Below are 18,559 nucleotides of genomic sequence, written 5' to 3' on the forward strand. Positions count from 1 at the left end.
GACGGCTCTCATGCAAGGCTACATCAACTCCCGAACGTGCGGAAGACAATTCATCCGCCGCGACATGTCGCATATCGCAAGGCGCGCGGTGTTGGGCTACGGCGGAGCGCTTTGCCCACGCCAGGAAATCATCAAGACATCATCGCCTGCCGAACCGCCGCTCGCGCGCCTTGTAGAGATGATCGCTGATCAATTGCCGGAGCGCTGCCGGATCATCGAATTCGAGCTGCACCGCGAACGGCACGATGCCGTCGGGGACGCCTTCGCGGCCGCGCAGGCGCGCTAGATCCTTTTCCGTCGTCACCAACGTGAGTTGCTCGCGCTGCGCCTCCGCTGCGAGCGCCGCGATCTCGTTCTGCGAAAACATGTGGTGATCGGCGAAGGGGCGCGTGCGCGCGACCTCGACGCCGCAGGCGCGCAAGCTGCGGAAGAAACGCGCGGGATCGCCGATGCCGGCGAACGCAAAGACTCGTTTGCCGAGGAGTTGCGCGACCGAGGCCGCATCCGGCTTCAGGCGCGCGCGCAGCTCCGGCTTGTTGCGCTTCGCAAGCTCCGCCGCGACATCGTTGGCGGCATGGCCATTGCCGATCAGCACCAGCGCATCGGTGCGCGCGAGCTGCGCCTTCAGCGGCGCGCGCAAGGGACCGGCCGGAAACACCTTGCCGTTGCCGAGGCCGCGCTCGCTGTCGATCACGATCAGGGAGGCGTCCTTCAGCAGGCGCGGGTTCTGGAAACCGTCGTCCATCAGGATCACGGTCGCGCCCCGCGACTTCGCGAGCGCGACGCCTTCGAGACGGTCGTGCGCGACCACGACAGGGACGTCACGCACCATCATCAACGGCTCGTCGCCGATGTCGGAAGCGGTGTGGCGCTCGCGGTCGACCATGACCGGACCCTTGAGGCGCCCGCCATAACCGCGGCTGAGCACCACCGGCGTCTCGCCGAGCTCGCGCAACAGCTTCGTCAATGCGAGCACGGTCGGCGTCTTGCCGGCGCCGCCGACATGGTAGTTGCCGACGCAGATCACGGGGATGCCGGCATCAAAGCCCTGGCGCAACATGCGCCGTTCGGTGATCGCGCCATAGAGCAAGCCCAACGGCCGTAACGCATGAGACTTGAAGGAACGCGGCCGGTACCAGAAGGCCGGCTCACGCATTGGCGGCCCCCATCTCGATGGTGAGCTGCAGGAGATAGGGCTCGAGCGCCGTCATGGTGCGATTGAGCGCACCGCCGAGCTCCTCGACCACGCCTGCGCCTGCGCGCTGCATCCCGTCGCGCACCGTGGGATCGGCCAGCAACTGGCCGAGCTGCTTGACCAGCGCCTCCTGCGTGTCGGCCTGGCGCGCGCCGCCGCTGCTATCAAGCGCCTCGTAGACATCGGCGAAGTTGAAGACGTGCGGACCATGGACGATCGCGGCGCCGAGCTTGATCGCCTCGATCGGATTCTGGCCGCCATGGCGGATCAGCGATCCGCCCATGAACACGACCGGCGAGAGGCGGTAGAACAGGCCGAGCTCGCCCATGGTGTCGGCGACATAGACGTCGGTCCCGGCCGTCGGCAATTCCTCGCGCGAGCGCAACGCCGGCTTCAGGCCCGACGCCGTGATCAAGCCCGCGATCGAGGCACCGCGATCCGGATGCCGTGGCACGATCACGGTCAGAAGCTGCGGGAAGAAACCGACGAGGCTGCGATGCGCCGCGACCAGCATCTCGTCCTCGCCCGGATGGGTCGAGGCCGCGACGATGATCGGGCGGCCGCGCGTCATCGCCATCAGCCGCTCGAGCTTGGCGGGATCGGCCGGCGGCGCGGCCACGTCGAGCTTGAGATTTCCCGTGGTGACCACGTCGCGGCCGCCGAGCGCGGAGAAGCGCTCCGCATCGGTCTTCGATTGCGCCAGGCAGATGTCGAACCGCGACAGCAGCGCCGAGATGGTGCCGTACATCCGCCGCCAGCGCGGGAAGGAGCGCGGCGACATCCGCCCGTTGATCAGCACCATCGGCAGGCGGCGCGCGGCGCCCGCCAGGATCAGGTTCGGCCACAAATCGGATTCGATGAACAGCGCCAGCGACGGCTTCCAGTGATCGAGGAAGCGCGCGACATAGCGCGGGGAATCATACGGCACGTATTGATGGATGACGTCGGGCGGAAAGCGCTTTGCGACGACCGCGGCGGAGGTGACAGTGCCCGAGGTGAGCAGGATGCGCAGATTGAGGTCGCGCAGGCGCTCGATCAGCGCGGCTGCGGCGAGCACCTCGCCGACGCTGGCGCCGTGAATCCAGACCAGGGGGCCGTGCGGACGCACGTCCCGGGACAGGCCTCGCCGCTCGCCGACGCGGGCGGGATCCTCCTTGCCCTGCTTCAGCCGCCGCTTGATCAGCGCCGGCGCAAGCGGCACCAGGCCCGAGGCCAGGCGCCGGTACATCCGCAGCGTTATCGGCAGCGAATTAGCCATCTTGGGGCCCCGGACGGCCGAGTTGCGCATAGGCGCGGCGGGTCGCCTCGTTCAAGGTCTCTTCCAGCTCCAGCCGCAGCGCTTCCATGGTGGCGGCGTCGGCATCCGGCGGCACGTGGATTTCCTTGATCCCGACCAATGCGCCCCGCCCGAACGGCAGGTTGATGGTGGTGCGGTCCCAGTTCTTGAGCCGGATGAAGCGGCTGGTCGCCATCGCGAAAGGCATGATCGGCCGCCCCGATTCCCGTGCCAGCATGATGATGCCGAGTCCGGCCACGCGCGAACGCTTGGGGACATCGGCGGTCAGCGCGACATTACAACCGTCCTGGAGCGTGTGCACCATTTCCCTGAACGCCCCCACCCCGCCCTTGCGGTGGAAGGCGCCGCCGTGGTCACCGGAACCACGGATCAGGCCGATGCCGAGCCGCTCGACGGCGATCGCGTTGAACTCGCCGTCGCGATGCCGCGAGATCAGGACCTTGGCCCGGTAGGACTCCTTGGTCTTGATGAAAGGCGTGAGGAAATGCTGACCGTGCCAGAAGGCGAAGATCGCGGGGATCTGCGGCTCGACGATGTCATAGACGTCAGGCGGATCGAACGTGAACTCGTTGGTCCGCCAGACCAGACGCAGATATTCGGCCGCCAGAACCCCGACGGCACGCTGAAGCCAGCTGCTTCGCAGCGTATTGCGAAGCAGTTTTTTCAACGTGCCGGTTCTTGATTCGGGTCGAGCAGCCGATGGAGATGGACGATGAAATAGCGCATCTGCGCGTTGTCGACCGTGCTCTGCGCCTTGGCGCGCCAGGCGACGTGGGCGGACGCATAGTTCGGATAGAGGCCGACGATCTCGACGTCGTCGAGGTTCTTGAAGGTGTTGTGCTCGAGATCGAGCAGTTCGCCGCCGATGACGAGATGCAGCAATTGTTGCGGGGCACTATCTGGCATGGGTTCTGTTCCTAACGGGCTGCCCGGCAAAGCAGTGTTCGAGAAGCACGGCGGACGCACTCAGGGCAAGGGCCGATTTCGAAAATGCGCGACGATGCCCGCATGACGATCGCGACCCGCTGCCACCAGCACCCCGTGCGTGACTTCCCGGCGGTTATAGAGGATGGGATCTCCGGAGAGGTTGCTCATCCTACCATCCGCTTCCTGCACGATCAAATCGGCCGCCGCAAGGTCCCAATCATGGCTGTTGCCCCCGGCAAAAGCCGCATCCAGCACGCCATCGGCAACCCGGCACAGGCGCAGCGCGAGCGAACCGATTCGCGGATGCAGCTTGATGTCGCCGCCGGCCGTATTGAGCCGCTCGACCATCGGCTTCGGGCCGGCGACGCGGGAGAAGTCGAGCGCGGATCCGGACGCCGCCCGCACGGCTTTGCCGTTGAGCGTCGTGCCCTGCCCGCGGGCCGCGAAGAAGAACTCGTCGGTCGCGGGCGCGAACACCGCAGCCAGCACCGGTGAGGCGTCCTCGACCAGCGCGACGCTGACGCACCATTCGTCGTGGCCGCCGAGATAATTGCGGGTACCGTCGATGGGATCGACCACCCAGGTCCGCCGCCGCGACAGCCGCACCTCGTCGTCGGCGCTCTCCTCGGACAGCCAGCCATAATCGGGCGTCGCCGAGCGCAGGCGCGCTTCGAGCAAATCGTTGACGGCAATGTCGGCTTCCGACACCGGCGAGGACGCGCCCTTGGTCCACGTCCTCAATTCGGTGCGGAACATCGATTGCGCGAGGCTGCCTGCCTCCCGCACCGCGTCCTGCAGCAGCGCCGCGTCGCGTGTCAGGATGGTTTCGTCCGTTGCATGCGCGTCAGCGTCCGCCAAGCGTCAAACCCTCGATGCGCACCGTCGGCGCATTGATGCCGAAGCGGAACTCGAGATTGTTCGCCGGCTGCATCGACTTGAAGATCTCGAACAGATGGCCCGCGATCGTCACCTCGCTGACGGGATAGGTCAGCTCGCCATTCTCGATCCAGAAACCGGAGGCGCCCCGGCTGTAATCGCCGGTGACGCCGTTGACGCCGGAGCCGATCAGGTCGGTGACGTAGAAGCCCTGCTTGATGTCGGCGATCAGCTCGGCCGGCGTCGGCGTGCCCGGTTCGAGATGCAGATTGTACGGCCCCGGCGACGGCGAGGACGAGACGCCGCGATGGGCGTGGCCGGTGGTGGTGAGGCCGAGCTCGCGCGCGGTCGCGCAGTCGAGCAGCCAGGTCGTCAGCACGCCCTCGTCGACCAGCGCGATCTTCTTCACCGCGACGCCTTCGGCATCGAAGGTCTGCGAGCGCAGGCCGCGCTTGCGCAGGGGATCGTCGATGATGCGGATGTTCTTGGCGAACAGCTGCTGGCCGAGCTTGTCCTTCAGGAAGCTGGTCTTGCGGGCGATCGAGGCGCCGTTGATGGCACCGACAACATGGCCGACCAGCGAGCCCGCAACGCGCGGATCGAACACGACCGGCACCTTGCAGGTCTCGACCTTGCGCGGATTGGAACGCGCCACGGTGCGCTCGCCGGCGGAACGGCCGACGACTTCCGGCGACAGGAGATCGGCGCCGTGCGGCGCCGAGGTGAAGTCGTAATCACGCTCCATGCCGGTGCCTTCGCCCGATATCGCGGTCGCCGAAATGCCCTGGCTGGAACGCAAATAAGAACCATGGAAGCCGGTGCTGGTGACGAGCACCATGCCGCCCATGCCGGCGGAGGCGGAGGCGCCGCCGGACTTGGTCACGCCCTTCACGGCGAGCGCGGCGGCCTCGGCTTCGAGCGCGCGGCGCTCGAGCTCGGAAGTCGCGGGCACGTCGGGATCGAGCAGATCGAGATCGGGGAAGTCGCGCGCGAGCAGCGCGGGATCGGCCAGGCCGACATATTTGTCGTCGGGCGCGACGCGCGCCATCGCAACCGCGCGCTCGGCAAGCTTGGTCACGGCATCGCCGCTGACGTCGTTGGTCGAGACCACCGCCTGGCGCTGGCCGACCAGCACGCGCAGGCCGACATCGTCACCCTCGGAGCGTTCCGATTCCTCGACGCGTCCGTCACGCACCTCGACGCCCTGCGAGACGCCGCGCACGGCGACCGCATCGGCCGCATCCGCACCGGCGCGCTTGGCCGCCTCGACCAGCCGCTGCGCGAGATCGGAGAGCGCGGTCTGATCGAACAGGTCGCGATTGGCTTTGGACGAATCCTGGGGCGAAAGCGTCGAGCTTGGTGAAGGGTTCACAAACGAAATCCTGTTGCGGCGGGAGGTTTCGGGGCGATACCGGCCCTGAACACCAGATGTGCCCAATTGGTACGGACTTCAAGCGTTTTCAGCCCGCAAAAAGCTCAGATTCGCAAGTCCGGCGCAACGTCTCGTCAATCATGCGTGCCAAGGTCTTGTCAATCATGAGCGGCGGTGACGCTGGATTAACCAGCCTTTTTAAGTGGTTTCGGAACGGCGCGCGCTAAGGTCCTCGCATCGACCGGGAACATAATCCCGGCGGGGAGAACTAAAGCCGTGAGGCGTCAAACAGCAACAAGCGGGATCGCTCCCGCCGGGTCGGGCCGCAGCTTGCGGCTCGACCCTCTTTCCCTTCCGGTCCGCTTCGATGCGCACGATCCGCGCGCCGACGGATACACCAGGCAGATCGAGCTTCATCGCGAGCGTGTCGTGCTGCGCCGTGCCGTCCGCGGCATGCAGATGGCGATCAACGTCCGCGTCAGCGACTTCACCGGCGTTGCGTTGCGCGGCAATGACGAGGCGCAGACCCTCGTCCTCGTGCATCGCGATCCCTCGCTGTCCGTTCCGCTGCTGGTCAGCACCGATGGCGACGAGCTCGCCGAGGCCTGGGCGATCTGGAGCGAGCTGTTCGCGCTCCCGCAGCTCGACGAAGGCGTCCGCAAGCCCACGCCGCGCCGTCGCCGCGCCAATGCGATCCGCGCCCGCCGTCCGAAATTCCTGATGCGCCGGCGCACCGCCATGACGCGCGAGCTGTCGGTTCATCAGGGCGAACGCGAGATCATCGCAAGGAATTGAACGGCACGCACAGTGCCGTAGGGTGGGCAAAGCGAAAGCGTGCCCACCTTTTTTTGATCTCAATCTCGGGAAGATGGTGGGCACGGCGCAAGAGCGCCTTTGCCCACCCTACGGGCTACGCCGCCCGCATCACCGCGTCGACCAGCAATCCCGCAAACAGCAGGAAGCCCGCATATTTGTTCGAGAAGAACAGGCGCTTGCAGAGCAAGGGGTCGCTGATATCCAGCCGCACGATCTGCGACGCCAGATGCACCGCGAACGCCGCAAGCCCGAGCCAGGCCGGCCAGCGCGCATCGCCTGAGGCCAGCGCGACGCCGATCAGCATCACCGCAAGCCCGTAGAACAGGATCAGTGCCTGGTGCGTGTGCGCGCCGAACAGCCGCGCGGTGGACTTGATGCCGATCAGCGCGTCGTCCTCGGCGTCCTGGTGCGCATAGATCGTGTCATAGCCGATCACCCACGAAATCGATCCGGCATAGAGCACCAGCGCGGTCAATTCGATGCGGCCGAAGGTGACGGCAAATCCCATCAGCGCGCCCCAGGAGAAGGCGAGGCCGAGCACGATCTGCGGCCACCAGGTGATGCGCTTCATGAAGGGATAGATCGCGACGATCAAAAGCGAGGCGATGCCGGTCAGGACCGCGAAGCGGTTGAATTGCAGCAGCACCACGAGACCGGTCAGCGCCTGCGCGACCATGAAGGCCAGCGCCTGCCTGGTCGTCACCTGGCCCGACGGCAACGGCCGCGAGCGGGTGCGCTCGACCTTGTCGTCGAGGTCGCGGTCGGTGATGTCGTTCCAGGTGCAGCCTGCTCCGCGCATGACGAAGGCGCCGATGAAGAACAGCACGATGGTGAGCGGCAGGCCGCGGACATCATGCGCCATGCCGGCGGCGAGCGCCGCCGACCACCAGCACGGCATCAACAGGAGCCAGGAGCCGATCGGACGATCAAAGCGCGACAGGCGCAAATAAGGCCGCGCCCATTGCGGCGCGAGCGTATCGACCCAGTTGCCGGTGGAATCGGCAACGCGGGCGGATGTATCACTCATCGGGTGAGGACGTTGCCGTTGAGCGTGTCGAAGGTGCTGCCACCCTTCTTGCCGGCATTGGCCTCAGGCGCCGAGCCAGAACCCAGCACCTCGCTCAGCGACGGACCGGCCGGACCGCGCGGCTGGTTCTGCATCTGCTGCGCGACGTTGCAGACCTTCGTCGCCATGGCCTCGGTGTTCTTGTGGCCGTCCTTCATCTGCGCGCTGACCTGCGCCGGAATCCCGCACTTCGAGGCGTTGGCCTCGATGTACTTGATCATCTTGGTCTCAGCCTGGCTGAAATTGCGGATCAGCTTGCAGGCTTCTTCCGGCGCGGCGTGACGATCGCTCGCGGCCTTGATCAGCTTGCCGCGCTTCTCGGCTTCCTCGCGCAGCGGCATGAAGGTTTTCATGCAGTCCTCGCCGGGACCGCCTTGCGTCGGCGGGGCGGCGCTGAAGGCACCTGCGCCACCGACGGGCGCGGCGCCGTTCACGGGAAACGATCCTTGGGGCGCTGCACCGACCGAAGCGCTCGGCGCCGAGCCGTTCACGGGCGGAAACGCGGAACTGGTTGGGGCCTGGCCAGGCAGCGGCGCAGGGAAGCCCTGCGCGTGGGCACCCGCGGCGCCCAAGGTGACCATGGCGGCAGTGATCGGAACCATCAAACGACGGATCATCAAGGCAGTCTCTCCGGCAGGAGCTTACGGGGTCCGGCGTCTTCCCAATTGAAGCGCAACCAGCGTGCTCGCGATTTTACGATTCCCGCCGGCCCTTAACAACCCGTCGAATAGGGCAAGAGCGCGGCGCGCCGACGCACCGATTTGGCAATATTTACCCCCGAAATGGCGGCTTTCGGTTAATAACGGCGGCGAATTGGACCTTTGAACGATGCCCTCCCACGATTTTCGTGCCCCCCGCCTGTTTGTCGACGTCCCCCTTGCCCAGGACGCCAGGGTTCCGCTCGACCGCGACCAGAGCAATTACCTCGGCAATGTGCTGCGGCTTGCCGCCGGGGCCGAGGTTTTGGCGTTCAACGGCCGCGACGGCGAGTGGCAGGCCGCGATCGAAGGCCGCAAGCGGCCGGACGGCCTCGTCATCCTCCAGCAGGCCCGGCCCCAGGACCGGCTGGCCGACCTCACTTACGTCTTCGCGCCGCTCAAGCATGCCCGGCTCGACTACATGGTCCAGAAGGCCATCGAGATGGGCGCCGCCGCGCTTCAGCCGGTCCTGACCCGCTTCACCCAGGCCTCCCGGGTCAACACCGAGCGAATGCGGGCCAATGTGGTCGAGGCCGCCGAGCAATGCGGCATCCTCAGCATCGCCACGGTGGCCGAGCCAGTACCGCTGGACCGGTATCTCAGCCAGCGCCCTGCCGACCGGCTGCTCATCTTCTGCGACGAGGCGGCGGAGGTCCAAAACCCCATTCAGAGCCTGCAAGACGCGCGCGAAGCCGGACATGACCAAGGCAGCGTTGGCATCGACGTGCTGATCGGCCCCGAAGGCGGCTTTGCCGAGGAGGAGCGCGCCCTGCTGCTGCGGCAGCCGAAAATCCTGCGGCTGGCGCTGGGACCCCGGATCATGCGGGCCGACACGGCCGCGGTGGCGGCGCTGGCGCTGGTGCAGGCAGTGCTGGGCGATTGGGACGGCACCTAACCTAACCAAGCGAACCTAACGTCGATTCGCGCGCGGCGGCTCTACAGGTTCGCGCTTTAGATGACCTCTCGCTTAGACCGATGCAGGGTCTGGGACGGCAGCTCTCCGAAAGCCGCCCTGTAGCTCGCTGCGAACTCGCTCAGATGCCAGAAGCCATGGCCGATTGCGCAGGCCTTCACACTGCGACGAGCCGGGCCGGTGCGCAGCTGCTTTCGTACCGACCAGAGGCGCAAGACCCGGCTGTAGCGATGAGGGCTCATGCCGCAGATGGCCTGCGTCGCACTCTGGAGGGTCCGAACGGACACGCCCACCCGCTCTGCCAGTTCGGTCGTCTTGTGCCAGATCGCGAGATCGTGGCGGATCAATCGTTCCATCTCTGCGACGATCCGCTGATAGCTGTCCGTCGTGGAGTGCATGGGCCCGCGCTTCACGTTGGACCGAATGGCAGCATCCATTGCGGCGAACAGGGATTGTTCGACCGCCGTTCGCGACGTCGGCTCGTTCAGGAAGTCTGGATCATGTGCCGCGGTTTCAAGCGTCGTGGAAATCGAGCCATGCAGGGAGGCAAGTACGTCCGATGCCGGACTCAGCAAATGATAGCCGTCATCCAGCTGAGACCAGGGCTCGCGCTCGGGCGGGCTGAAATAGGCGACAGCCCACAAACGCCCCGCCGGCTCATAGACCAGGCAATCGGATCTCCCCTTGAGAACGAGTATGGAGCTGCCAATTGATTGCCCGTTGATGCGGGTGGAGGTCACATGGTCCATCGGCACCGCCACCGCGATGGCGTGCGCCAGATCATAACCGCGGATGATTCGCGGGAAGGTCTTCACCAGAGACAGCGTCAGGACCGGCAGGCTGAGCTGGGCACGCTTGATTGCAGTCGCCCCCGCCGACAGCGGCATGCTGGACGCGCCGGCATATCTCTCACTCTCTCCGAAATGATCGATGTCGTACGATCGGAGCTCAAGAGCCGCGGATGGCTTGAGGCCCTGAAACGACAGCAAGCCGTCTAATGCTGTTCTTTGCGTTCCATCGCGAGCAGTATCGAGAAGGCTTTGATCCATATCCTGCCGCTTACTTCGCCTTCCTTGTCGATGCAGCGCCCTTGGGGGCACGCAGATCATCCGGCCCGTTGATGCCGGCGCGCTTGAGATCGCGAAGCAGTTTTGTGAGCAGCAGCATATTAGTCTTCTGCAGTTCGTGATTGTTTCCAAACCTGAATGCGTTCTGCTCGGTCACGATGAGCCCGGCCTTGGTTTCGGCGAGAATCTTTCGTCTCTTAAGTCCCGTCACGCGACGGCGAACCGTCTCGAGCGGCAGGCTGAGGAAGCGAGAGAGCGCCGCGCGGGACACCCCTTGCTTGATCGCATCCGGCTCGACCGCGTGAATGCTGGAGAATCTCTCGTCCAGCGACGGATCGTTCATCACATTGATCACGTTTGCGTTGAGAATCGCATGAACGATCAATAGGTCCAGCGGATCGAATTCGTCGTAGTGCCGGAACAGCTCGCTGATCGAAAACAGCATATAGGCCAGCGTGTGTCGCGAGACCGTCCGGATAACATCTGATGCATTGCGCATGAATCGAAACCAATATTCACATTGTAAACGAAGGCAGCAGCAAACGGATCATCCGCCATACCCAATATGAGTATGCGACGACTTGCCTGTCCTCCTCAATTTCTCAATGTGACGTTGAGCTTGCGGTTGCCGCATTGAGTCGCATGCGCGGACAAGAATCAGCGACGGGCAATGAGGCTGTCGCGCAGGACGACATGGCCATGGACGACGATGTTGCATCGGACAGGCGGCGACGCGAGGAGCTCGGGCTCATCAAGGCATTTCTCGGCATAAGGGACCCGCGCAGGAGGCAGAGAATTCTCGAGCTTGCCGAGGAGCTCGCAGATCACGCCGCATCCGAAACCCGCAGGGCTTGCCTTCGCCTCGACCGATGCATCGCTTGGCGATGCGCCCAGAGATCTCCCTGGCCAGACTGAGTGAAAACCAAGCCCCTCCCGCCCTAGGTATTAAAATACCTAAAATACTATCTGACAGATCGCTGCGTCCCGCCTCCAAAGCCGTTAAGCGATTGATCCTTTGGAGGTCGAAACCGCTTTCGGGCCATGCTAAGGCCTGCGCCAATTCGCCTCCCCTCGCCCTGCCCGGTTCCACCGGGACGATGGACCCCTGTTATGACCGCGACTGCCACCTCAAATGCTGCCGGCTCCGCCGCCTGGGCGGATACGCTGCTCTTGTCGTTCGCGCAGGCCGGCTATGTCAGGGCCGAGCCCGCGATCCTGCAACCGGCCGAGCCGTTCCTGGACCTCTCCGGCGAGGACATCCGCAAGAGCCTGTACCTGACGACGGACCTGTCCGGCGAGGAGCTTTGCCTGCGCCCGGACCTGACCATTCCCGTCGCCCGCGACTACCTCACCTCGAACCGCGCCGGCCAGCCGGCCGGGTTCAGCTATCTGGGCCCGGTGTTTCGCTACCGCAGCGGCCAGGCCAGCGAATTTCTGCAGGCCGGCATCGAATCGTTCGGCCGCCAGGACCGCGCCGCGGCCGACGCCGAGATGCTGGCGCTGGCGCTGGAAGCGACCGCAGCCTTCGGTGTCCGCGATGTCGAGATTCGCACCGGCGACGTGGCGCTGTTCAACGCCCTGCTCGATGCGCTCGACCTCTATCCGGTCTGGCGCCGCCGCCTGGTCAAGGATTTCAACCGCAAGATCAGCCTGGAAAAAGACCTGGAGAAGCTGGCGGCCGCGACCACCGCGACCCGCAGCGAATATGAGGGTGTGCTGGCCGCGCTCGCCGGCTCCGACCGCAAGGCGGCGCTCGCCTTCGTCACCGATCTGATGTCGATCGCCGGCACCACCAATGTCGGGGGCCGCACCACGGCCGAGATCGCCGACCGTTTCCTCGAGCAGTCGACGCTGAAGGGCGGCGCGCTGCCGCGCGAGGCGATCGCCGCGCTCAAGCGCTTCCTGTCGATCGCGGGCAATCCCGACGATGCCGTCGCCGAGCTCCGCGCGCTCACCACGGACGCGAAGCTCGACCTCAGCGCTGCCGTCGACCAGTTCGAAAGCCGGGTCGGCTTCATGGCCGCGCGCGGCATCGACGTGAAGCAAACGCGCTTTTCGACCGCGTTCGGACGCGGCCTCGACTATTACACCGGCTTCGAATTCGAGCTGCATCACAGGGGCAACGGCGCCGAGCCGCTGGTCGCCGGCGGCCGCTATGACGGGCTGATGACCCAGCTCGGATCGGCCGAGCCGATCCCCGCGGTCGGCTTCTCGGTCTGGGTCGACGCGCTGACCCGGATCGGCCGCAAGGTGGGAGCTTAAGTCATGAGCGCGCCATTCGTCCTGGCCGTTCCCTCCAAGGGCCGCCTGCAGGAAAACACCGAGGCGTTCTTCGCCCGCGCCGGGCTCAAGCTGTCGAAGGCCGGCGGCGCGCGCGACTATCGCGGCACGCTCGCGGGTCTCGACAATGTCGAGGTCGCCTATCTCTCGGCGAGCGAGATCGCATCGCAATTGTCGCGCGGCTTTGCGCATCTCGGCGTCACCGGCGAAGACCTGGTGCGCGAGAACATCGCGGATGCCGACAAGCGCGTGTCCCTGATCGACGGGCTCGGCTTCGGCTATGCCGATGTCGTCGTCGCGGTGCCGCAGGCGTGGATCGACGTCCGCACCATGGCCGACCTCGACGACGTCACCACCGGCTTCCGCGAGCAGCATCACATGCGGATGCGGGTCGCGACCAAGTTCATCAACCTCACCCGCACCTTCTTCCAGAGCCACGGCATCACCGACTACCGCATCGTCGAAAGCGCGGGCGCGACCGAAGGCGCGCCGGCGGCCGGCAGCGCCGAGCTGATCGTCGACATCACCACGACCGGCGCGACGCTCGCTGCCAACGGCTTGCGGGTGCTCGACGACGGCGTAATCCTGCGCAGCCAGGCCAATCTGGTCGCCTCTAGGGATGCCGACTGGTCGCCGCAGGCGCGGGAGACCGCGCGCGTCATCCTCGATCACATCGCAGCAAGGGCGCGGGCCAACAAATACCGCGAGGTCCGCACCCGCTTCCAGCAATGCGACGCGGCCCTGCTCGGCGAAGCCCACGAGCGCTTCGGCGTCGAAGCCCCGTTCGGCGGGCCGACCTCGTCGGGCATGCTGACGCTGCACTGTCCGCCGGGTCAGCTCTATGCGCTGGCGAGCTTCCTGCGCGAGCATGGCGCCGAGACCGTCTCGGTGGTTTCGCTCGACTATGTGTTCGACCGGGAGAACCCGCTGTTCGCCAAGCTCGAGGCATTCCTGCGGCAGTGAGCCTCAGGTTCGTTCAGCGTAGCGACAGCAAACGGCAGCTACCATATGCTGTTGAGAACCATGGACGCCTCTGGAACCTTGATCAATGACGCTGGGCTCTGACGTTTCCGGCATGACGACCACCGCGGCCAGTGCCGCCGCGAAGGGGCTGTCGATTGTCGTCCCCGTCTACAACGAGGCGGCGGGCCTCGCCGCCCTGCACCAGCGCATCTGCGATCTCGCCAAGACCTTGCAGCAGCGCTATCGCTTGCGTTGCGAGGTCGTCTATGTCGACGACGGCAGCGCGGACGCGACGCTCTCGATCGCCCGGTCGCTGCCGGCCGACGCGGTCGACGTTCAGGTGGTGTCGCTGTCGCGCAATTTCGGCAAGGAAGCCGCGCTGATGGCCGGCCTCGACCATGCCCGGCTCGGCGCCGTGATGTTCATGGACGGCGACGGCCAGCATCCGCCGGCCCTGGTCGAGCAGCTGGTGCGGCACTGGATCGAGGACGGCTATGACGTCGTCTATACCGCCAAGGCGCATCGCGACAACGAGCCCTTCCTGCGCCGCGTCGCCGTGCGCGGGTTCTATTCGCTGATCAATTGGGGCGCGCGCCAGAAGATCCCCGAAGACGCCGGCGACTTCCGCCTGCTGTCGCCGCGCGCGGTCGCAGCGCTCAGGCAGCTGCCGGAGCGCAACCGCTTCTTCAAAGGCCTCGCGAGCTGGATCGGCTTCCGCCAGATCCGCGTCGATTACGAGCCCGCGCCGCGCACCCATGGTGTGACGACCTTCAGCGCCGCGCGCCTGCTCGGCCTTTCGATCGAAGGGGTGACCTCGTTCTCGGTGGCACCGCTGCGCTTCGCCAGCCTGCTCGGCGTGATCCTCGCCGGCGGCGCCTTCCTGTTCGGCCTCTCGATCCTCTGGGAGGTCTGGACCACGGGCAAGCAGGTGCCCGGCTATCCCTCGCTCGTGATCGGCCTGATGACCATCGGCGGCGTGCAGCTCATCATGATCGGCATCGTCGGCGAATATATCGGCAAGATCCTGTCCGAGCTGAAGGCGCGCCCGATCTACTTCGTCGCCGAGCACAGCGAAAAGCATTTTGAGACCGGGAAGGCCGACGACGCCTCGAAGAGGACGGCCGCCGAATGAGCGCGGCCGCGGGCCTGCGGCGGATCTGGCTCTGCGCCGACGATTACGGCATCAGCCCGGGCGTCAATCGGGCCATCCGCGACCTGATCGAACGCGGGCGTCTCAATGCCACCTCGGTGATGATGGTGGGACCGGCGATCGAGCGCGGCGAGATCGAGGCGCTCCAGACGGCGGCGAAAGCGAGCCCGCGCTGCGCGATCGGCTTGCACGTGACATTGTCGGCGCCGTTCCGGCCGCTCACCATGCATTTCCGACCGCTGGACGGCGACATGTTCATGCCGTTCCCGAAGCTGCTGCGCGCCGGCCTTGCGCGCCGGCTCGACCGCGAATTCTTTCGCAATGAGGTCAAGGCGCAGCTGGCGGCGTTCGCGGAAGCATTCGGGCGCGCGCCCGACTTCGTCGACGGCCACCAGCATGTGCAGCTCTATCCGCAGGTGCGTGACGGCTTTGTCGATGCGGTCAGCGAAGCCGCGCCGAAAGCCTGGGTCCGCCAGGGCGGGCGCGACCTGCCGCTCGTGCAGCGGCTGGCCTCACCAAAAGCCATGGTGCTCGATATCCTGAGCGCGCAATTCCGCCGCCGCGCCGCCAGCGCCGGCCTCAGCTTCAATCCCGGCTTTGCCGGCGCCTATGATTTTACGCGCGAGGCCGATTTCGGCGCGCTGATGCGGCAGTTTCTGGAAGGCCTCCCCGATGGCGGCCTCGTGATGTGCCACCCCGGCTTCGTCGACGATGTCCTCACCGGCCTCGATCCGATGACCGACGTCCGGGAACGCGAGCACGCTTATCTCTCAGGCGATGGGTTTGCGCGCCTGCTGGCCGACAGCGGCGTCACGCTGGGGTGAAACCGGCGGAAAGCAAGCCGCCGGGCAGCTTGTCGCATACCGAAATTTAATCCGGCCGGCACTGTTGGGGCCACAATGGAACCCTACATCTGCCTCGCGCTTGGTTTGAGCGAGGGAGACTGATCATGACGCCGCAGGAACGCCAGCTCGTCGACGAGCTTTTCGACCGGCTTTCGAAACTGGAAAATGCACCGCGCGATCCCGACGCGATCGCCGCGATCTCCGATGGCCTGCGCAAGGCCCCCGGCGCCGTCTACGCGCTGGTGCAGACCACGCTGTTGCAGGACGAAGCGCTGAAGCGCGCCCATAACCGCATCCAGGAGCTGGAAGCGGCCCATGCGCCTGAGCAGGCGCAGTCCGGCGGCTTCCTCGACACCATGCGCGACTCGCTGTTCGGCGGAGGCCCCTCGCGCGGCTCGGTTCCGAACGTGCCGCCGCGTGACTCGCGGCCGGTCTGGAACACCGGTCAGGCGATGCCGCAGGCGCAGCCCGGTTACGGCGCGCCGCCTCCTTATGGACAGGCCTATGGCCAAGGCCCAGGTCAAGCTCCAGGTCAAGCTCCGGGTCAGGGCTATGGCGCTCCGCCGATGGGCGGTGGCGGCGGCTCGTTCCTCGGCACGGCGGCGGCGGCCGCGGCCGGCGTCGTCGGCGGCTCGCTGCTGCTCTCCAGCATCCGCGGCATGATGGGCGGATCGCACCAGCAGGCCTTCGGCGACACCAACGCCTTGAGCGGTGACCGCAGCGCTGGTGGAAGTCCCTGGGGCGGTAGCGACCAGTCCGGCGGCTCGCTCGCGCGCGATGCCGGTCTCAACGACATCGGCTCCAACCGCGACCGCGACGACGGTTCCCGCCAGGGCTTCACCGACCAGGCCTCGAACGACCGGGACAACAACAACAACGATCAGAACTACGACGACAACGACCACGACAACGGCAATATGGACGTAGCCGACGACGACAGCGATTTCGGCGGCGGAGACGATGGCGGCAGCGACTACGCGTGAGGCTGCCCGATCAGCGCGACAAACAAAAACGGCCGCCCGGAAGGCGGCCGTTTTCATGTCGAACGTCAGGCGCTCACATCACCACGACCTTGGTGCCGACATTGACGCGGCCATAGAGGTCGATGACGTCCTCGTTGCGCATGCGGATGCAGCCTGAGGAGACGTTGGTGCCGATGGTCCAGGGCTCGTTGGAGCCGTGGATGCGGTAGAGCGTCGAGCCCAGATACATCGCGCGCGCGCCGAGCGGGTTTTCCGGGCCGCCTTCCATGTGCCGCGGCAGGTCGGGCCGGCGCGCGATCATTTCCGCCGGCGGCGTCCAGTCCGGCCATTCGCGCTTGGCCGTGATCGACTTCACACCGGACCAGGTGAAGCCGGGACGGCCGACGCCGATGCCGTAGCGCATCGCCCGGCCGTTGCCCTCGACCAGATAGAGGAACTTGTTCGGCGTATCGACCACGATGGTGCCGGCAGTTTCCTTGCCGCTATAGTCGACGGATTGCTTCTCGAATCTCGGATCGAACGGACGCTGGCGCGGATCGACCGCCTCCTGCTGGAGACCTGCGCCTTGCTGATATCCACCCTGCATCTGCGGCTCGCCCATCGGCGGCAGGCGGCGCTGGTCGTAATAGCCGGGCTGCTGCTGATAGACCGGCTGCTGCGGCGCGTAGGCCGGGCCGCGGCCGGGACCGTCACCGAACAGGAACTCGATGAAGCCGCCGCCCATATTCGCATTTGAGGCGACGCGCACCGGCGCCGACGGCACCTGCGGCTGGTAGAGCACCGCGGGCGGATCGTTCGGCACACTATTGTCGAAGGCGCTGGCGCTGTTCGCGCCGGCAATGAAGGTGCAAGCGCTGCCAAGCAGCGCGACAGACATTTTCTTGAACATCGACGTACTCTGTACTGTTTCGTCTAGATCACATGCGTCGTGCAGAGCCGATGGCTGACCGGCGACCGCGACGTGGTCAATAAAGAGCAAAAGCCGTTTTGTTTGGTAAACGTATCAGCCGTTTCGATTCACCACGTCGCGAGCGAGGGTGCAATTTGGCGATCAGCGTTTATTTTCAATGAACGCCGCAGGCCCATGGTTAATCGCTTCTTTTCGCGCCGTCGCGTGCGGCCGCGCAACAGTTCCCGCTGTGAACCTCGTGTTAAATTGCTTCTGCCTACAAAGACGCGTGAGTGAGGTGGGGGGAGTTCCTGATGGCTATTCACCGCAAACGTTTTCGTGTCGAGGAGGCTATTGTCGGCGAGATGCCCAGCCCCGAAATGATTGAGGAGGCTGCGCCGATGCATAGCGAGATCATGGCGGAGCTGCGTGCGATCCGCGCACAGATGGCGAAGGGCACCGTGCCCTTGTCCGGCAGCGCGGCCATGGCGGCGATCGACGCCTCCACCGCCCACGAGCTCTCTGAAGCTCGTACCATGCTCGACACCTACCGGGCGCAGATCGAGCAGTGCGAGAAGCTGAAGGTCGAGCTCGACCTCATCCACGACGCCATCGATCGCACCAAGCGCGAGATCGCGACGCTGCACGGCAAGAGCTTCGACGGCGGCGAGATGGCCAAGGTCAATGGCGAGCTCGGCGCGGTCGTCGGCGGCACCGAGCAGGCGACCCAGCAGATCCTCGAAGCCGCCGAATCGATCGACCAGGCGGCCAGCGCGATGTCCAAGGTGCAATCGGCCGACCAGCAGAAGCGGCTCGCCGACGACATCCAGGAACGCGTCATCTCGATCTTCGAAGCCTGCAACTTCCAGGACCTGACCGGCCAGCGCATCAGCAAGGTCATGACCACGATGAAGTTCATCGAGCAGCACATCAATGCGATGATGGAGATCTGGGGCGGCGTCGACGCGATCAAGGCCCATGTGCCCGCGCCGGCCGACACCCGCAGCGACGACGAAAAGCTCCTCAACGGCCCCAAGCTCGCCGGCGACGTCGGCCACGCCTCGCAGGACGACATCGACGCGCTGTTCGACTGATCGGGCGCGGCACTACTGAAAAACAAAACGCCGGCGAGAGCCGGCGTTTTTTGTTTGTGGAGCATCCCCTCCACTGTCATCGCCCGGCCTTGACCGGGCGATCCGGTATTCCAGAGACGGCGGTGATT

General features: G+C 65.7%; 19 protein-coding genes. 8 read left to right on the forward strand and 11 right to left on the reverse strand.

All coding sequences use genetic code 11. The annotated features are described in order from the left end of the window. Positions 1 to 139: 139 nt before the first annotated feature. Genes lpxK through ABIA90_RS33080 form a run of 6 tightly spaced genes read right to left on the reverse strand, consistent with a single transcriptional unit; the run spans position 140 to position 5,667 of the window. A complete protein-coding gene (lpxK, locus tag ABIA90_RS33055; RefSeq protein ID WP_354120854.1) occupies positions 140 to 1,156 on the reverse strand; it encodes a tetraacyldisaccharide 4'-kinase in 1,017 nt (338 codons plus the stop codon). Continuing rightward, positions 1,149 to 2,483: a 3-deoxy-D-manno-octulosonic acid transferase gene (locus ABIA90_RS33060; RefSeq protein WP_354120853.1), complete on the reverse strand. Its 1,335-nt coding sequence runs from the start codon at positions 2,481 to 2,483 to the stop codon at positions 1,149 to 1,151. The genes lpxK and ABIA90_RS33060 overlap by 8 nt, the downstream gene beginning before the upstream one ends. Continuing rightward, positions 2,446 to 3,159, reverse strand: a complete 714-nt coding sequence (locus ABIA90_RS33065) for a lysophospholipid acyltransferase family protein (RefSeq protein WP_354120852.1) — start codon at positions 3,157 to 3,159, stop codon at positions 2,446 to 2,448. The genes ABIA90_RS33060 and ABIA90_RS33065 overlap by 38 nt, the downstream gene beginning before the upstream one ends. Beyond that, a complete protein-coding gene (locus ABIA90_RS33070; RefSeq protein WP_014491932.1) occupies positions 3,156 to 3,398 on the reverse strand; it encodes a DUF4170 domain-containing protein in 243 nt (80 codons plus the stop codon). Before ABIA90_RS33070 ends, ABIA90_RS33065 begins: the two co-directional genes overlap by 4 nt. A 60-nt stretch (positions 3,399 to 3,458) precedes the next feature. Continuing rightward, positions 3,459 to 4,277, reverse strand: a complete 819-nt coding sequence (locus ABIA90_RS33075) for a 3'(2'),5'-bisphosphate nucleotidase CysQ (protein ID WP_354120851.1) — start codon at positions 4,275 to 4,277, stop codon at positions 3,459 to 3,461. Beyond that, complete coding sequence (locus ABIA90_RS33080) at positions 4,264 to 5,667, reverse strand: TldD/PmbA family protein (protein ID WP_354120850.1); 1,404 nt, start codon at positions 5,665 to 5,667, stop codon at positions 4,264 to 4,266. The genes ABIA90_RS33075 and ABIA90_RS33080 overlap by 14 nt, the downstream gene beginning before the upstream one ends. A gap of 276 nt (positions 5,668 to 5,943) precedes the next feature. Between ABIA90_RS33080 and ABIA90_RS33085 the strand changes: the two genes are divergently transcribed. After that, the gene (locus tag ABIA90_RS33085; protein ID WP_354120849.1) at positions 5,944 to 6,462 is read left to right on the forward strand and encodes a DUF6101 family protein; all 519 of its coding nucleotides are present in this window, start codon (positions 5,944 to 5,946) and stop codon (positions 6,460 to 6,462) included. A 115-nt stretch (positions 6,463 to 6,577) separates the two neighbouring features. Here the strand turns inward: ABIA90_RS33085 and ubiA are convergent, their stop codons facing one another. After that, on the reverse strand, positions 6,578 to 7,510 hold the full coding sequence (ubiA, locus tag ABIA90_RS33090) for a 4-hydroxybenzoate octaprenyltransferase (protein WP_166083823.1): 933 nt from the start codon (positions 7,508 to 7,510) through the stop codon (positions 6,578 to 6,580). Then, a complete protein-coding gene (locus tag ABIA90_RS33095; RefSeq protein WP_071909512.1) occupies positions 7,507 to 8,166 on the reverse strand; it encodes a hypothetical protein in 660 nt (219 codons plus the stop codon). The genes ubiA and ABIA90_RS33095 overlap by 4 nt, the downstream gene beginning before the upstream one ends. A gap of 211 nt (positions 8,167 to 8,377) precedes the next feature. Here ABIA90_RS33095 and ABIA90_RS33100 point away from each other — a divergent pair, with 211 nt between their 5' ends. Then, entirely contained in the window at positions 8,378 to 9,142 is a 765-nt protein-coding gene (locus tag ABIA90_RS33100; protein ID WP_166083810.1) for a 16S rRNA (uracil(1498)-N(3))-methyltransferase, read from the forward strand. Positions 9,143 to 9,198: 56 nt separating this feature from the next. Here the strand turns inward: ABIA90_RS33100 and ABIA90_RS33105 are convergent, their stop codons facing one another. Both ABIA90_RS33105 and ABIA90_RS33110 read right to left on the reverse strand, forming a co-directional pair. Continuing rightward, positions 9,199 to 10,209, reverse strand: a complete 1,011-nt coding sequence (locus ABIA90_RS33105) for a helix-turn-helix domain-containing protein (RefSeq protein ID WP_354120848.1) — start codon at positions 10,207 to 10,209, stop codon at positions 9,199 to 9,201. A 10-nt stretch (positions 10,210 to 10,219) separates the two neighbouring features. Beyond that, positions 10,220 to 10,726: a hypothetical protein gene (locus ABIA90_RS33110; protein ID WP_028153075.1), complete on the reverse strand. Its 507-nt coding sequence runs from the start codon at positions 10,724 to 10,726 to the stop codon at positions 10,220 to 10,222. Between the two features lie 611 nt (positions 10,727 to 11,337). On the opposite strand from ABIA90_RS33110, the gene ABIA90_RS33115 reads away from it, so the two are divergent. From ABIA90_RS33115 to ABIA90_RS33135, 5 genes are all read left to right on the forward strand, one after another. Continuing rightward, positions 11,338 to 12,489 carry an ATP phosphoribosyltransferase regulatory subunit gene (locus ABIA90_RS33115; protein WP_354120847.1) on the forward strand — a complete coding sequence of 384 codons (1,152 nt, stop codon included), beginning with the start codon at positions 11,338 to 11,340 and terminating at the stop codon, positions 12,487 to 12,489. Positions 12,490 to 12,492: 3 nt separating this feature from the next. Next, positions 12,493 to 13,470 (forward strand): ATP phosphoribosyltransferase, encoded by a 978-nt coding sequence (hisG, locus tag ABIA90_RS33120; RefSeq protein WP_028153072.1) that lies wholly within the window; start codon positions 12,493 to 12,495, stop codon positions 13,468 to 13,470. 85 nt (positions 13,471 to 13,555) lie between these two features. Further along, positions 13,556 to 14,602 carry a glycosyltransferase family 2 protein gene (locus ABIA90_RS33125; RefSeq protein WP_063985621.1) on the forward strand — a complete coding sequence of 349 codons (1,047 nt, stop codon included), beginning with the start codon at positions 13,556 to 13,558 and terminating at the stop codon, positions 14,600 to 14,602. Next, the gene (locus ABIA90_RS33130; protein WP_354120846.1) at positions 14,599 to 15,444 is read left to right on the forward strand and encodes a ChbG/HpnK family deacetylase; all 846 of its coding nucleotides are present in this window, start codon (positions 14,599 to 14,601) and stop codon (positions 15,442 to 15,444) included. Before ABIA90_RS33125 ends, ABIA90_RS33130 begins: the two co-directional genes overlap by 4 nt. Positions 15,445 to 15,569: 125 nt before the next feature. Further along, positions 15,570 to 16,448 (forward strand): DUF2076 domain-containing protein, encoded by an 879-nt coding sequence (locus tag ABIA90_RS33135; protein ID WP_354120845.1) that lies wholly within the window; start codon positions 15,570 to 15,572, stop codon positions 16,446 to 16,448. Between the two features lie 73 nt (positions 16,449 to 16,521). On the opposite strand, the gene ABIA90_RS33140 is transcribed toward ABIA90_RS33135, so the two are convergent. Continuing rightward, positions 16,522 to 17,337: a L,D-transpeptidase gene (locus ABIA90_RS33140; protein WP_354120844.1), complete on the reverse strand. Its 816-nt coding sequence runs from the start codon at positions 17,335 to 17,337 to the stop codon at positions 16,522 to 16,524. Between the two features lie 314 nt (positions 17,338 to 17,651). Here ABIA90_RS33140 and ABIA90_RS33145 point away from each other — a divergent pair, with 314 nt between their 5' ends. Continuing rightward, a complete protein-coding gene (locus ABIA90_RS33145; protein WP_354120843.1) occupies positions 17,652 to 18,431 on the forward strand; it encodes a protein phosphatase CheZ in 780 nt (259 codons plus the stop codon). Positions 18,432 to 18,559 lie beyond the last annotated feature (128 nt).

The sequence above is a fragment of the Bradyrhizobium sp. LA6.8 genome, assembly GCF_040547935.1.
In the GTDB taxonomy this organism is placed as follows: Bacteria; Pseudomonadota; Alphaproteobacteria; order Rhizobiales; family Xanthobacteraceae; genus Bradyrhizobium; species Bradyrhizobium barranii.